Source organism: Mycolicibacillus trivialis (assembly GCF_002102395.1).
Taxonomy (GTDB): domain Bacteria; phylum Actinomycetota; class Actinomycetes; order Mycobacteriales; family Mycobacteriaceae; genus Mycobacterium; species Mycobacterium triviale.
Window position 1 is genome coordinate 48,723 of sequence record NZ_LQPZ01000041.1, and the last position, 13,584, is coordinate 62,306.

General features: G+C 69.8%; 15 protein-coding genes. 5 read left to right on the plus strand and 10 right to left on the minus strand.

From position 1 onward, the window contains the following. Positions 1-2 precede the first annotated feature (2 nt). The 5 genes from AWC30_RS14885 to AWC30_RS14905 form a co-directional block, all read right to left on the minus strand. Positions 3-1,403: a mechanosensitive ion channel family protein gene (locus AWC30_RS14885; RefSeq protein ID WP_085111014.1), complete on the minus strand. Its 1,401-nt coding sequence runs from the start codon at positions 1,401-1,403 to the stop codon at positions 3-5. Beyond that, a complete protein-coding gene (locus AWC30_RS14890) occupies positions 1,400-3,487 on the minus strand; it encodes an adenylate/guanylate cyclase domain-containing protein (RefSeq protein ID WP_234808109.1) in 2,088 nt (695 codons plus the stop codon). Before AWC30_RS14890 ends, AWC30_RS14885 begins: the two co-directional genes overlap by 4 nt. A gap of 142 nt (positions 3,488-3,629) precedes the next feature. Next, positions 3,630-4,115: a nucleoside deaminase gene (locus AWC30_RS14895; RefSeq protein ID WP_085111016.1), complete on the minus strand. Its 486-nt coding sequence runs from the start codon at positions 4,113-4,115 to the stop codon at positions 3,630-3,632. A 29-nt stretch (positions 4,116-4,144) separates the two neighbouring features. Continuing rightward, a complete protein-coding gene (locus tag AWC30_RS14900; RefSeq protein ID WP_085111017.1) occupies positions 4,145-4,678 on the minus strand; it encodes an alkyl hydroperoxide reductase in 534 nt (177 codons plus the stop codon). A 12-nt stretch (positions 4,679-4,690) separates the two neighbouring features. Next, complete coding sequence (locus tag AWC30_RS14905; protein ID WP_085111018.1) at positions 4,691-5,278, minus strand: peroxiredoxin; 588 nt, start codon at positions 5,276-5,278, stop codon at positions 4,691-4,693. Between the two features lie 106 nt (positions 5,279-5,384). Here AWC30_RS14905 and AWC30_RS14910 point away from each other — a divergent pair, with 106 nt between their 5' ends. Both AWC30_RS14910 and AWC30_RS14915 read left to right on the plus strand, forming a co-directional pair. Next, on the plus strand, positions 5,385-6,344 hold the full coding sequence (locus AWC30_RS14910; RefSeq protein WP_085111019.1) for a hydrogen peroxide-inducible genes activator: 960 nt from the start codon (positions 5,385-5,387) through the stop codon (positions 6,342-6,344). A gap of 10 nt (positions 6,345-6,354) precedes the next feature. Next, positions 6,355-7,113: an enoyl-CoA hydratase/isomerase family protein gene (locus AWC30_RS14915; protein ID WP_085111020.1), complete on the plus strand. Its 759-nt coding sequence runs from the start codon at positions 6,355-6,357 to the stop codon at positions 7,111-7,113. 3 nt (positions 7,114-7,116) lie between these two features. On the opposite strand, the gene AWC30_RS14920 is transcribed toward AWC30_RS14915, so the two are convergent. Then, a complete protein-coding gene (locus AWC30_RS14920; protein WP_066854981.1) occupies positions 7,117-7,320 on the minus strand; it encodes a (2Fe-2S)-binding protein in 204 nt (67 codons plus the stop codon). A gap of 265 nt (positions 7,321-7,585) precedes the next feature. Here AWC30_RS14920 and bfr point away from each other — a divergent pair, with 265 nt between their 5' ends. After that, entirely contained in the window at positions 7,586-8,065 is a 480-nt protein-coding gene (gene bfr, locus AWC30_RS14925) for a bacterioferritin (RefSeq protein ID WP_085111072.1), read from the plus strand. 134 nt (positions 8,066-8,199) lie between these two features. Next, on the plus strand, positions 8,200-9,993 hold the full coding sequence (locus AWC30_RS14930; RefSeq protein WP_085111021.1) for a CocE/NonD family hydrolase: 1,794 nt from the start codon (positions 8,200-8,202) through the stop codon (positions 9,991-9,993). 17 nt (positions 9,994-10,010) lie between these two features. Here AWC30_RS14930 and AWC30_RS14935 read toward each other — a convergent pair whose 3' ends face one another. The 4 genes from AWC30_RS14935 to AWC30_RS14950 form a co-directional block, all read right to left on the minus strand. Next, positions 10,011-10,478, minus strand: coding sequence for an SRPBCC family protein (locus AWC30_RS14935; protein WP_234808110.1), 468 nt, complete (start codon positions 10,476-10,478; stop codon positions 10,011-10,013). 41 nt (positions 10,479-10,519) lie between these two features. Next, positions 10,520-10,933, minus strand: coding sequence for a transglycosylase family protein (locus tag AWC30_RS14940; RefSeq protein WP_085111022.1), 414 nt, complete (start codon positions 10,931-10,933; stop codon positions 10,520-10,522). A 68-nt stretch (positions 10,934-11,001) separates the two neighbouring features. Beyond that, positions 11,002-11,463, minus strand: coding sequence for a DUF6188 family protein (locus tag AWC30_RS14945; RefSeq protein WP_085111023.1), 462 nt, complete (start codon positions 11,461-11,463; stop codon positions 11,002-11,004). Between the two features lie 103 nt (positions 11,464-11,566). Continuing rightward, entirely contained in the window at positions 11,567-12,541 is a 975-nt protein-coding gene (locus tag AWC30_RS14950; protein WP_085111024.1) for an esterase family protein, read from the minus strand. Positions 12,542-12,863: 322 nt separating this feature from the next. On the opposite strand from AWC30_RS14950, the gene AWC30_RS14955 reads away from it, so the two are divergent. Then, on the plus strand, positions 12,864-13,583 hold the full coding sequence (locus tag AWC30_RS14955) for a DUF7159 family protein (RefSeq protein ID WP_133053703.1): 720 nt from the start codon (positions 12,864-12,866) through the stop codon (positions 13,581-13,583). Position 13,584 lies beyond the last annotated feature (1 nt).

The window sequence follows — 13,584 nt, forward strand, 5'->3', positions numbered from 1 at the left end:
GGTCAGGCCTCCGTGCCGGCCAGCGCGCGCTGCAGCCCGTCGCGCTGCTCTTCGATGGTGCGGCTGATCTCCTGCAGGAGCAGGGGTTTGCGGTGCACCAGGGCGGCCAGGTAGTGCCGGTCGACCTCGGCCACGGCGGTTTCCACCACCGCGCGGGCGGTGGTGGAAACCGGTTCGCGGGTCAAGGTGGTCTCGCCGAGATAGCCGCCGGTGGTCAGTGTCCGGACCGCGACGGGTGCTCCGGTGGCACCGATCGCACTCACTTGCACCTGGCCGGTCAGCACGCACGTCAGATGGTCGGGTACCTGCCCGGGCGCCTGCAGGAGTTCGTCGGTTCCGTAGCGGGTGAGCCGGATATGACTGCGCAACTCGTGCCGGTCGTCGGCGTTCAGGCGCAGGATCGGGGCGAGCATGGTCAGCGCCTGCTCGATCCGGTCCGGGGTGGCGTAGTCGTCGGCGATCCGGTCCAGGTGCAGGCCCTCGCGGCGGGCGGCATACCACAGCCAGCGCAGAAAGGTGGTGCGTGCCGCCCAGTTGTCGGCGGGGGTGTCCAGCGGGATCGATGTCGAGTACTCGTTCGCCCCGGTCGGTGCGCTGCTCACCGCCGCCCCGGCCCGCCGCTGCGGCAGCGCCTCGGCGACCCGGTTCAGCAGCAGGCACACCCGGTCGGGTGCATCGCTGAGTGCGAACACAGTGCTCACCGCGATCGAGTGCTCCGCGGGGGGCTTGCTGAGGTTGGTGAACGAGGCCGCCGCCAGCACCGAGTTCGGGATCACCAGCACGCCGGTGCCCGCCCGGATATGGGTGGCACGCCAGTTGACCTCGATGACCGGCCCCCGCCCCGACGGCGTGTCGATCCAGTCGTCCAGCTGGAACGGCTGCTCGAAGAGCACCAACAACCCGGAGATGATCTGGCCCACCGAGTTCTGCAGCGTCAGGCCGAGCACGATCGAGGTGATGCCCAGCGCGGTGAACAGCCCACCCACGTTGGCGCCCCAGACATAGGACAGGATCAGCGCGACCCCGACCGCGATCAGCACGAACCGGGCGACCTCGAGGAAGATCGCCGGCATCCGGCTCCGCCAGGATCCCGCCGGGGCGCTTTGGAACAGGGTGGCGTTGAACCCGGAGAGCACCAGCAGCAGCACCGCGAAGCCGAGCAGGGTGGCGACGATGCGCACACCGGTCACGTCCGGGGAGATGTCGCCGGCCTTGACCAGCAGCACCAGCAGCGCCGCCAGCGGCAGCAGGTAGGTGCGGATCAGCGCGACCGGGCGGGCCAGGGCGCTATCGCGGCGCAGCAGCGCCTGGTGCGCTTCGGTGAGAATCAGCAGCGCCAGGGGCAGGCCGAGTCCGACACCGACCGCCCAGAAGAACCAGGGCTCGTGCACCACGCTGGTCACGGGTCCGGCTCCACCTGGCGCCACACGGTCTGGTCGACACCGTTGACGGTGATGGTATCCGCCGAGACGAACCGGTTCTCGTCGCCGGCGACCTCGTGGACGGCGGAGGTGAGGTAGATGCCGGGCTCGGTCATGTCGTTCTTCAGCCGGTAGGCGAGGTTGACCGTCGGCCCCCACATGTCGTAGGCGACGCCGGACCGGCCGATCAGTCCGCTGGTGACCGGCCCGCTGTTGATGCCGACCCGAAGGCGCAGGGCGGTGTCGTTCTCCCGGTTGAACCGGTCCACGATGTGTTGCAACTCGACGGCGAAATCGACTGCCCGCCTGGCACTGTCGAGGCGGGGAACGCTCAGTCCGCACGCCGCCAGATACCAGTCGTGCAGGGTCTGCACCGGCTCGACGCCCAGGCTCTCCGCAGCGGCGTCGAATTGGCGGACCAGCGTGTTGACCGCTGACAGCGATTCGTCGGAGTCGAGTTCCGCGGAGAAGACGTCCAGGTGGTCGATCTCCGCAGCGATCACGGTCAGGTCCGCGTGTTGCATAGCGGTGGTCTCGTCGCCGTCCCGGTAGTGCTCGGCGGCCGCTTCGGGCATCACCGACCGCAACAGTCGCTCGTTCTCCTCGTGCTGTTGGCGGATGAGGTCTTCCTTGGCGGTCAGGGCCCGACCCATGTTGTTGAACGCGACCGTGAGATCGCCGAGTTCGTCGTGGGAGAGCACCGGCAGGTCCAGGTCGTAATCCCCGGCGCTGACCTGCCGGGCACCGGACATCAGCTGGCGCACCGGGCGGACGAAGATGCGCGCGAGTGCCATCGCGGCGACGCAGATGACGAAGATGATCGCCACGGTCGACAGCACCAGGGTCCTGGTGAAGGCGGCCACCGGCGCGAACGCCTCGGCGGTGTCGATCTTGGCGACGATGACCCAGTGCAGACCGCGCAGCGTCACCGGCGCATAGGACTGCAGCGTCTGGTTGCCCAGGTAGTCGCGGGTGATGACGTTGCCGGTCTGGCCCTGGGCGGCCAGCCGGGTGGATTCTTCGGAGATGGGTTGCACCAGCATGGTTCCGCCCTGCCGAATGGCCTTCTCGACGACCTCCGGCGCGGTCCCGGCGCGCACCACGTCACGCTGGTAGCGGTCGGGGTCCTCGAGGAACACCCGCGAGTCCGAGCGCATCAGGTTGTCCGGGCCGACCAGGATGGTCTCACCGGTCTGGCCGAGACCGGCGCCGGGCCACTTCTGGGCCACGGTCATCAACCGGTTGAGTTTCTCGATCGGGAGTTGCAGCGCCAACACGCCGAGGCGCTCCGAGCCGCGGTTGACCGCCGCCAGCAGCCACGCGGTCGGTTCGCCGGCCGGTTCGTACTCGGCGAAGTCGGTGACGCCGACGAAGTCCACCGCGCGCGAGTCCAGCGTCGATCGGTAGGCGGCGGCCAGGTTGCTGGTTTGGTAGGGGCCGGAGAGCACGTTGGTCCCCAGGTCGACGTTCTTGTAGGCGGAGTAGACGACGTTGCCGTGGGTGTCGAGCAGCAGCGCGTCCTCGAAGCTGGACCTGGTCACCATGGTGCGGAAGAAGTTGCTGTAGCGGGCGTTCGCCGCCGACCAGGAGCTTCCGTCGCCGGCGTCGTCGTTGTCGATGCCCGCCGACTGCTCGGCACGGGTGATCGTGTAGCGCAGTTGCAGGTACTTCTGCGCCCGCGAGATGGGCAGCAGCCCGGTGATGTCGACCGGGGAGCCGGTCTCCACCTCTTCACGTTCACCGATGGTCTGCTCGTAGTAGCGTCGGATGTCGTCATCCTGCGTGGGGGTGATCCGGGCGGTGATCAGTTTCGCGAAGCCGTTGGTGAAGGCGGTGAGCGCGTCGGCGACCGTCTCGCCGCGGGTGTTCACGATCATCGTGTCGCGCATCTCGTCGAATTGCGCCTGCAGCGTTCGCTTCTGGGCGGACCGGATCGAGGTCAGCCGGTCCATCGCGGCGGCTTCCAGCGAGTCCCGGCCGGACCGGTAACCGATGAATCCCACCACTGCGGCGGACAGCACGCTGGTCACCAGCATCATCAGCAGCAGCTTCGACTGGATGCTCACCCGGCCCCGGCGGAGCGCCGAGCGTAGCGGGGGGCCGGGGGACTCTGCCGTAGAGTCGCTCATCGGTTCCTTCGCGGTCGGTGTGTCCGGGGCCCGTCCGGGCCCGAGTCGCCTGACAGCCTAGCCCGAGCGCCGGTGCCGCTCAGGTCGAACGCCGGTACCGCGCGGCGTAGAGCGCCTTCATCTCCGCCTCGAATTCGGCGGCGGGGCCGTCGACGACCGCCCGCGGGACGACGGTGGCGATGGGCAGGGTGGCCACCGGTGCCGCCGGGACCCCCCACTCCTGAAGCCAGCCGCTGAGCTGGGTCGCGGAGGTGGCGTACACGATGCGGCCCAGGCCCACCCAGCCGTGGGCGGCCGCGCACATCGGGCAGTGTTCGCCGGAGGTGTAGACCGTCGCGCGCACCCGCTGCACCGGCGCCAGGTGTTCCGCTGCCCAGCGCGCAAGCGCGAATTCCGGGTGTGCGGTCGGGTCGCCGCCGCCGGTCCGGTTCCGGTCCTCGGCGCGGATGTTCCCGTCGCCGTCGACCAGCAGCGAGCCGAACGGCTCGTCGCCCTCGGCCAGGGCCTGCCCGGCCAGTTCGACGCAGCGACCCAACCGCTGCAGATCAGCCTCGCTCAGCGCCACGAGGCCAGTCTACGGTCGCCTTGGCGCGGTCAGCTGCCGGCAAGCGCCTCGGCGGCCATGATGGCCTGACCGACGCCGGCGACGATGGAGGCGGCCTTGAGCGCCTCGAAGATCGCCTCCCGGCCGACCCCCTCCTGGCGCAGCGTGTTCTCGTGGGCGACCACGCAGTGCGAGCAGCCGTTGATCGCCGACACCGCCAGGCACCAGAGCTCGAAGTTCGCCTTGGAAACCCCGGGGTTGCCGATGATGTTCATCCGCAGACCCGGACGCAGGTCGTCGTAGGCGCCGTCGAGGAAACCGCGGCCTCGGTAGAACACGTTGTTCATGCCCATGATCGAGGCGGCACCGAGGGCGGCGTTGTAGGCCTCCGCCGACAGGATGTCGGCGGCCTCGGCGCCGATGTCGGCGAGCACCCGCGGGTTGCGGGTGCTCGCCGCACAGCTGAGCAGGGTGCCCCACAACTGCTCCTCGTCGAGGGCGGTGGTGCGGGTCAGCGAGCCGAGGCTGAGCTTGAGGTCCTTGGCGTATTCGGGCAGGGCGTTCCTGAGGTTCTCGACACTCATCAGCGCTCTCCTTTACACCGACTCTTGCAGCAGCTCACCGGCGTCGAGCGTCGGGTCGCCCTTCTTCCAGTTGCACGCGCACAGCTCGTCGGACTGCAGGGCGTCGAGCACCCGCAGCACCTCGTCGACGTTGCGGCCCACCGAGCCGGCGGTAACCGAGACGAACTGGATCTCGTTGTTCGGGTCGACCAGGAAGGTCGCGCGGTCGGCCACGCCCTCGTCGTTGAGGACACCGGTCGCCTCCACCAGCTCGCGCTTGATGTCGGAGAGCATCGGGAAGGGCAGGTCCTTCAGGTCCTCGTGCTGGGCGCGCCACTGGAAGTGCACGAACTCGTTGTCCACCGAGGCGCCGAGCACCTGCGCGTCGCGGTCGGCGAACTCGTCGTTCAGCTTGCCGAACGCGGCGATCTCGGTGGGGCAGACGAAGGTGAAGTCCTTCGGCCAGAAGAACACGACGCGCCACTTACCGGGGTGGTCGTCGCTGGAGATGGTGGTGAAGTAGTCCTCCGGCGCCTTGGCGTCGACCTTCGACAGATCTCCGGGCACCAACGCCGTGAGCCGGTAGCTGGGGAACTGGTCACCGATGGTCAACAGAGACATGACACTCCTTTTTCGAGTTGCTTCAGGTGGTTAAAACTCGGCACCACCCATACTGCCGCATCACCACTATAAATGAAAGGTGATACTTCACACTATACTCATAAGCATGACCGATAAGAGCTATCAACCCACCCTCGCCGGGCTGCGGGCGTTCGCCGCGGTCGCCGAGAACCATCACTTCAGTAGCGCGGCAACGGCTCTCGGTGTCAGTCAGTCCACCCTGTCGCAAGCGCTGGCAGCACTGGAAGCCGGCCTCGGCGTGCAGCTGATCGAACGCTCCACCCGCCAGGTCTTCCTCACCCCGGAGGGCGAACAACTCCTGCCGCCGGCGCAGGCGGTGGTCGAGGCGGCCGCCGCGTTCTCCGCGGCCGCGGCCGGATCCGCCGACCCACTGCAGGGGACCCTGCGGGTCGGGCTGATCCCGACGGTGGCGCCCTACGTGCTGCCCGCGATGCTCACCGGACTGGCGCACCGGTTACCGCAGTTGAAGCTGCGCGTGGTCGAGGACCAGACCGCGCGACTGCTGACCACGTTGCGCGAGGGCGCACTCGACGCCGCACTGCTCGCACTGCCCGCCGAGGCCGGTGGACTCACCGAGATCCCGCTCTACGACGAGGATTTCGTCTTGGCGCTGCCCCCCGGGCATGCGCTGGCCGGCAAGCGGAAGGTGGACCCGTCGGTGCTGGGCCGGCTGCCGCTGCTGCTGCTCGACGAGGGCCACTGCCTGCGGGATCAGACACTGGAGGTCTGCCGTGGGGCGGGCGTGCGCGCCGAGGTGGCCGACACCCGGGCGGCGTCGCTGGCCACGGCGGTGCAGTGTGTGGCGGGCGGGCTGGGGGTGACCCTGATTCCGGCGAGCGCGGTTGCGGTCGAGGCCGCCCGCAGTCAACTGGCCCTGGCCAGGTTCGGCGTCCCGCGGCCGGGCCGGCGGATCGGACTGGTGTTCCGCAGCTCCAGCGGACGCGAGGAGCACTACCGCCGGCTGGCCGAGGCCTTCATCGACGCCCTCGGCGCGGACCCCGCGGTGCGGCCGTGGCGCGGCGCGGTGTCGACGGCGCGCGGCTAGGCTGCCGGGCGTGATACTGCAGATCGAGGACCACAACCGGGTGCGCACCCTCACCCTCAACCGGCCCGAGGCGCTCAACGCCTTCAACGAGGCGCTCTACGACGCCACCACCGAGGCGCTGCTGGCCGCCGCCGAGGATCCGACGGTCGCGGTGGTGCTGCTGACCGGAGCCGGGCGCGCGTTCTCCGCGGGAACCGACCTCACCGAGATGCAGGCCCGGGTCACCGACCCCGACTTCGTCCCGGGCCGCCACGGGTTCACCGGCCTGATCGACGCGCTCAGCCGGTTTCCCAAGCCGCTGATCTGCGCGGTCAACGGTGTCGGGCTGGGGATCGGCGCCACCGTGCTCGGACACGCCGACCTGGCGTTCATGTCGACGACCGCGCGACTGAAATGCCCGTTCACCAGCCTCGGGGTGGCGCCGGAGGCGGCCTCGTCGTACCTGCTGCCGCAGCTGATCGGGCGGCAGAACGCGGCGTGGATGCTGCTGTCCTCGGAGTGGATCGACGCCGCCGAGGCCCGGCGGATGGGCTTGGTCTTCGCCGTCTGCGAGCCCGGGGACCTGATGGCCGAGGCGCGCAGGCACGCCGAGGTCATCGCGGCCCGGCCGATCGCCAGCCTGGTCGCGGTCAAGCACACCATGGTCGAGCCGATCCGGCCGGAGATCGCAGCGGCGAGCCGACGGGAGAACGCCCACTTCGCCGAGCTGCTCGGCGGTCAGGCCAACGCCGATGCCCTGGCCGATTTCACCGGCCGCCGGGGGGAGTGAGGATCAGACCAGCTCGAGCATCTTGGCGCCGGGCGGGCAGAGGCTCTCCGAAACGGTGGCGATGATGGATCGGACGGTGCACCGGCAGCGGCCGCAGTCCGAGCCGGCCCCGCACATCGCCGCTACCTCGCGAGAATTCGAGGCGCCCGCGGCGACGGCATCGGACACGGTCTGGGTGGTCGCACCGACACACAGACACACATACATCAATGCACCCCTACACAGTCTGATCGCGTCCCGGTTCGCAGAAGAACCTCGTGTTAGCCCAGTCTAACCTAAGCTCGTTAGCAGAGTCTAACCTAACTCGGCGGGCGTGCCGCACCGACCGGCGCCACGCCCGGGGGTCGGTTGCGGCCAAAGGTCGCCGCCCGGTGGCGCACTGGACTAAATTCGAAGACGCAGCCCTCGGCGGTGCACAGCCCGCACCGCCGGCGCCGCTGGCTATTCAGACGATTGCGACAAGGGAGTGACCATGCAGGGCGATCCGGAGGTCTTACGCCTCCTCAACGAGCAGCTCACCAGTGAGCTGACCGCGATCAACCAGTACTTCCTGCACTCGAAGATGCAGGAGAGCTGGGGTTTCACCGAAGTTGCCGAACACACCCGCGCGGAATCCTTCGAGGAGATGCGCCACGCCGAGCTGCTGACCGACCGGATTCTGCTGCTCGACGGGCTGCCGAACTACCAGCGGCTGGGTTCGCTGCGGATCGGCCAGACCCTGCGCGAGCAGTTCGAGAGCGACCTGGCCATCGAATACGACGTGCTCGACCGGCTCAAACCGGGGGTCATCATGTGCCGCGAGAAGCAGGACAGCACCAGCGCGGCCCTGCTGGAGAAGATCGTGGCCGACGAGGAGGAGCACATCGACTACCTCGAAACGCAGCTGCAGCTGATGGACAAGCTCGGCGAGGAACTCTACAGCGCGCAGTGCGTCTCCCGGCCGCCGTCCTGAGCGCCGGTGCCGCGGCGGCGGCCGCGGCACTGTTGGGCCGTCGTGCGAGCAGGCGTGCCCGGTCAGGGCGGACCCGACGGCGGGTCGCCCCACCGTTCACCCCGGAGTGGACCCCGGGGCCGGCGCGCTACGGGGTGGGAGTCCACCACAACGTCGCGGTGCCGATGAGCGACGGCGTGACCCTACGCGCCGAGGTGCACTATCCCACCGATCCGGCGACCGGCACGGCCGCGCCGGGACCGTTCCCGGTGCTGGTGTGTGTCACCCCCTACGGCAAGAAGGCGCCTCCGCCCGCGGCGCAGCTCGGTGGGGGCGCCAGCCCGTACTTGATCACCCGCGGCTATATCGAGGTGCTGGTCGACGTCCGTGGCACCGGAACCTCCGACGGGGATTTCGAGATGTTCGGGGACCGCCAGACCCGCGACGGGGTGGAGTTGGTCGACTGGGCGGCCACGCTGCCCAACGCCAACGGCCGGGTCGGGTTGTTCGGGTTGTCGTATCTGGGCATCAACCAGCTGTTCACCGCCGCGGCGGTCGGTCAGCAGTCGCCGCTGCGGGCGATCTTCCCGGTGATGGCGGCGACCGACTTCTACCGCGACGCGGCCACCATGGGCGGGGTGCCCCACCTGTGGGCGATCCGTGGCTACGCCGTGGCCTACCGCCTGCTCAACATCATCAACCCCGCTCTGGAGGCCCTCACCACCGGAGATCACCCCCGTCCCAGGTCGGGAGGGCGGGCGGCGGTGCGCCGGCGCGGCCGCACCCAGCGCGGCTATTTCGGACCGCTCACCGCCGATGTTCGCAGTGGGGGAGAGACCGCCTTCGACGGCCCGTTCTGGGACTCCATGCGTCCGTCGGAGGTGCTCGCCGACATCGCCGCCAACGGGGTGGCGGTGCTGCTCACCGGCGGGTGGCATGACGCCTTCCAGCGTGCCGCGCCGCTGAACTACGCGGGCCTGCAGAACGCCGCGGCCGGCCGTGACGTGCACGCGCCGATGCAGCCGGGCCAGCCGATCTCCGACCGGGTCAAGCTGATCATGGGCCCCTGGTATCACGTCTCCGACTACGGCGGGATGCACCTGGATGCGCTGCAACTGCGCTGGTTCGATCACTGGCTCAAGGACGACGCCGATGCGGCGCTGCCCGATGCACCGTTGACGTTCCAGCCGATCGGCAGTGCGCAGTGGCTGCGGGCCCGCGAGTATCCGCTGCCCGAGGCGGTGCCAACCCGGTTGTACCTCTGCGACGCGGGCCGGCTGACCGAAACCGCCGGCGAGCAGGTGTCGACGGCCACCCTGACGTACCGGCACCGCGGACCGGTGTCGGGCCGCAGTCTGGAACAGTGGAGCCTCGGCCTCGGCGGGTTCGCGGTGGGCCAAGGCGGTCTGCAGATCCGCTACGACCGGGACAACCGGCGACTGCAGCGCGGGGCGCTGACCTACACCGCTGCACCGGTGCGGGCCCCGGTGCTGGTCGCCGGTCCGGTCACGGTGACGCTGTACGCGCGGGCCACCACCACCGAGACGCTGTGGGTGGCCCACCTCGATGACGTGGCCCCCGATGGGGCCAGCCGTCCGCTGACCCAGGGCGCACTGCTGGGGTCGCACCGCGCGCTGGACCCGCAGCGGTCGTGGTATCTGCCCGACGGCACGGTGCTCAGACCCCACCATGTGAGCACCCGAGCGGCCTGCACCCCGGTGGTACCCGGCGAGTTGACCCGTTACGACCTGGAGGTCTTCCCGACGGCGGCGTGGCTCGATGCCGGGCATCGGCTGCGGCTGACCGTGACCACATTCGATTTTCCGCAGTTGGTGCCCACCCGGCCCGCCCGACAGGCCCTCGCCGGTGGACGCTACGAGGTCCAGCAGGGCGGTGTCGAAGCGTCGTACCTGCTGGTCCCGCTCGTCGATCCGGATGCGCTGCGCTGACCGCGGCGAGCGAGGGCTCAGCCGGCCTCGGCGACGGCTTTGATCCGCTCGAGGGTGCGGGTCATGTCGCGGATGTTGTTGCGGCGGCGTAGCCAGCCGCCGAACACCCAGTAATACAGCGTGGTCAGTGGGGAGTCGGCCAGCCGGAACGACTCGGTGACCGACACCCCGTCGGCCGTCGGGGTCAGCCGGTAGTGCCAGGTGTTGACGACGCGGTCACCGGCGAGCACGGCGAAACCGAACTCCTCGCCCGGGACGCACGCGGTGACCCGGCAGGTGGTCCAGTAGACCGGTCCGATGCCGTTGCGCCGGACGTGGCCCCGGAACCGGGCCCCGGGCGCCGGGCCGGTCGCGCCGTCGAGCCATTCGGCTTCGAAGGTTTCCGGGGAGTACCGGCCGATGTTGGTCACGTCGGCGATGAGTTCCCACACCGCCTGCGGTGGGGCCGCCATGGTGACCGTCGCCGAACCCTGCATGAGACCCATCCAAGCACGGATCGGTGCGCCGCGGGACGGCGCGGGACGGTTCAGCGGCCCGGGACGAACAGCCCGATGATCTCGTTGACGCTGTTCACCAGGTAGGAGCCGCGCGGTGCGCCCCAGGTCGCCCGCGGTGTCCCGGCGCGGGCCCCGGCGCAGGTGGGCCAGGCGTCCGGGCCCTGGCTGGCCATGATCCGGTTGGCCACGGCGATCTGCTGGGCGCGGCTGGCGGTGGCGGGGGAGCCGGCGCCGCCGTGGGACCGCCAGGTCGACTGGCTGATCTGCAGCCCGCCGTAGTAGCCGTTGCCGGTGTCGGCCGACCAGTTCCCGCCGGACTCGCACTGCGCGACGGCGTCCCAGTTGACGGCGTCGGCGGCGGCCACCCCGGACGAGAGCGCCAGGCCGGCGGCGGCGACGGCGACGACGGTTCCGGCACGGGCGGCGCTGCGGGCGAGGTTCATGCCCGATATGTCGCCGATCGTTCACGAAGTGTTACCCGGCTGTTATCGAAGCCTGCTCCGCGCCGCGCTCAGCCGCCCGGTCCCGCCCCCGGGGTCTCCGGGCCGGCGGGATCGGCGGGATCCTCGTCGAAGTCGTGGCGCACCACCCGCACCCGGCCGCGCCGCAGGCAGGCGGCGTAGCCGTGGTATTTGCAGTACAGCTCCCAGGCCGGTGCCGGCCCGGGGGAGACGTCGATGCGATGGCCGGTGGCCAACTCCAGCCGCAGCTCGCCGTCGTCGTCGAAGAAAAAGCCGGTGCAGCGGGTGCCGGCGAAGTCGAACAGCGCCCGCTGCACCGGCGCGGCCGCCCGCGGGTCGATCACCACGGTCTCGGCCGCGTGCCGGCCGGTCGGCGGCAGATGCAGCCGGATCGGCACCGAGATCACCAGTTCGTTGTAGCCGTCCAGGCTCAGCACCAACCCGTCGCGGAAGGAGATCCGCTCCACCACGCAGTCCTCGATCCAGGGCCCGGTCGGCCCGGCGCCGGTCATGGTCTCATCTTGCCGGTTTCTGCGGCGCGGGCAAGGGGCCACCAAAAACTGAGGCCCGACCGGATCACGGTCGGGCCTCAGCCTCAGTGCTGCGGAGCGTCGCTCAGGCGGCGCCCAGGTGGCTCTGGAGGTCGGGCTTCATCTGCTGAAGCTGCGCACCCCAGTACTCCCAGCTGTGCGTGCCGTAGTCCGGGAAGTCGAACACCGCGTTGTGACCACCCGCGGCCTCGTAGGCCTCCTGGAACTTCTTGTTCTGGCCGATCATGAAGTTGCCCTCGAGGAAGGTGGCCGGGATGTTGTCGCCGCCCAGCTCGTTCGGGGTGCCGTTACCGCAGTACACCCAGAGCCGGGTGTTGTTGGCGACCAGCTTGGCCACGTTCACCGTCGGGTCGTTGCGCTGCCAGGCCGGGTCGTCGTCCGGGCCCCACATGTCTTCCTTCTTGTAACCACCGGCGTCACCCATGGCCAGGCCGATCCAGCCCTTGCCCTCGGAGGGGTTGACGTAACCCGACAGCGAACCGGCGTAGGTGAACTGGTTCGGGTGGTAGATCGCCAGCGTCATCGCCGAGGAACCGGCCATCGACAGCCCGACAGCGGCGTTGCTGGTCTGGCTGACCCCGTACTGCGAGGCCAGGAACTGCGGCAGCTCGCTGGTCAGGAAGGTCTCCCACTTGTAAGTGGTGCAGCCCGCCTTACCGCAGGCCGGCTTGTACCAGTCGGCGTAGAAGCTGGACTGGCCACCGACCGGCATGATCACCGACAGGCCGGACTCGTAGTACCACTCGAAGGCGGCGGTGTTGATGTCCCAGCCGTTGTAGTCGTCCTGGGCGCGCATCCCGTCCAGCAGGTACAGGCCGGGCGAACCCTCGCCACCGCTCTGGAACTGCACCTTGATGTCATGGCCCATCGAGGCGGACGGCACCTGCAGGTACTCCACCGGAAGGCCGGGCCGGGAGAACGCCCCAGCTGTGGCCGTTTCTCCAGCCAATCCGATCAGCCCGGGCAGCGCTGCGGCTGTCACGGCACCGATCATCAGCCGGCGAACCCAGCTGCGTTTCTTCTCGTTGACGTTTCCCATACCTAACCTTTACATCCGTGGGCAGTGCTTACGCCTCGGCAGAATTTACCGTGCGGTAGCCGTGATGTCGATTCGGACGCACCGAGTCGTCCGCCACTGCATTGCGATTCTGCATCATCTGCCACCGCAGGCGCCAGATGATGATAATGGACCCCGCGGTGGCGACGCCAGCCCGCGACACGTAGGCTCGGCGGGCGTTGAGCCGATAATGACCACGCCGTTTCGGCCGGATCCGGTGCCCGCGCCCCCTTCACCGTCGGAAAACCCCGACGTGCCGGTGGCCGCGAACCGTCCCGGCCGGGCGCGATATGAGGTGCGGATTTTGGATACGGTACTAGGGCTGTCGCTGACACCGACCGCGGCGGAGCGGGTGCTCGTAGCCGGGCGCGACGCCGGCGGATCACTGCTGAACTGCGACACGGTCGAGACCCCGGTCGGCGGCGGTGCGACCACCGCCGAGGCCGCCGCCCGGGTGGTGGAGACGGTCCTGCGTTCGCAGTCCCTGAGCGCCGAGAACGGCCGCGATCTCCGGACCATCGGGGTGACCTGGACCGACGACGCGGTCGCCGAGGCGGCTCTGGTGCTGGAGAAGCTGGCCGACGCCGGCGTGGACAACGTGGTCGCGGTGCGCTCGGCGCAGGCCGCCGAGGCCGTCGAGGCCGGTACCGCCGTCACCGTGGGCCACGGGGCCGCGCTGGTGGCGGCGCGGAATGTGGCGTTTCTCGCCGTCGGCGACGACGAGGCGGCCGCCGAGCGGCCCGCCGCGGCTCCGGCCACCTCGCTGCGCTACACCGGCGCGGTGGCGGCGGTGGTCGTCGGCGCCCTCAGCTTCGTGGTCTCGCTGTCGCTGGCGGTCAGCCTGCAGAACACCCCCGAGCGCGACTTCGGCCCGATCGAGCGGGTGGCCACCACCACCGAGACCGGCGCCGAACAGCTGCCCCGGCCGATGACGCCGCCGGCCGCGCCGCTGGGGATCGACGCCGTCGACACCCCGGATCCGTCGGCCGCCGCCGAGCCGGCCGACGAGTCCGCGCCGGAATAGC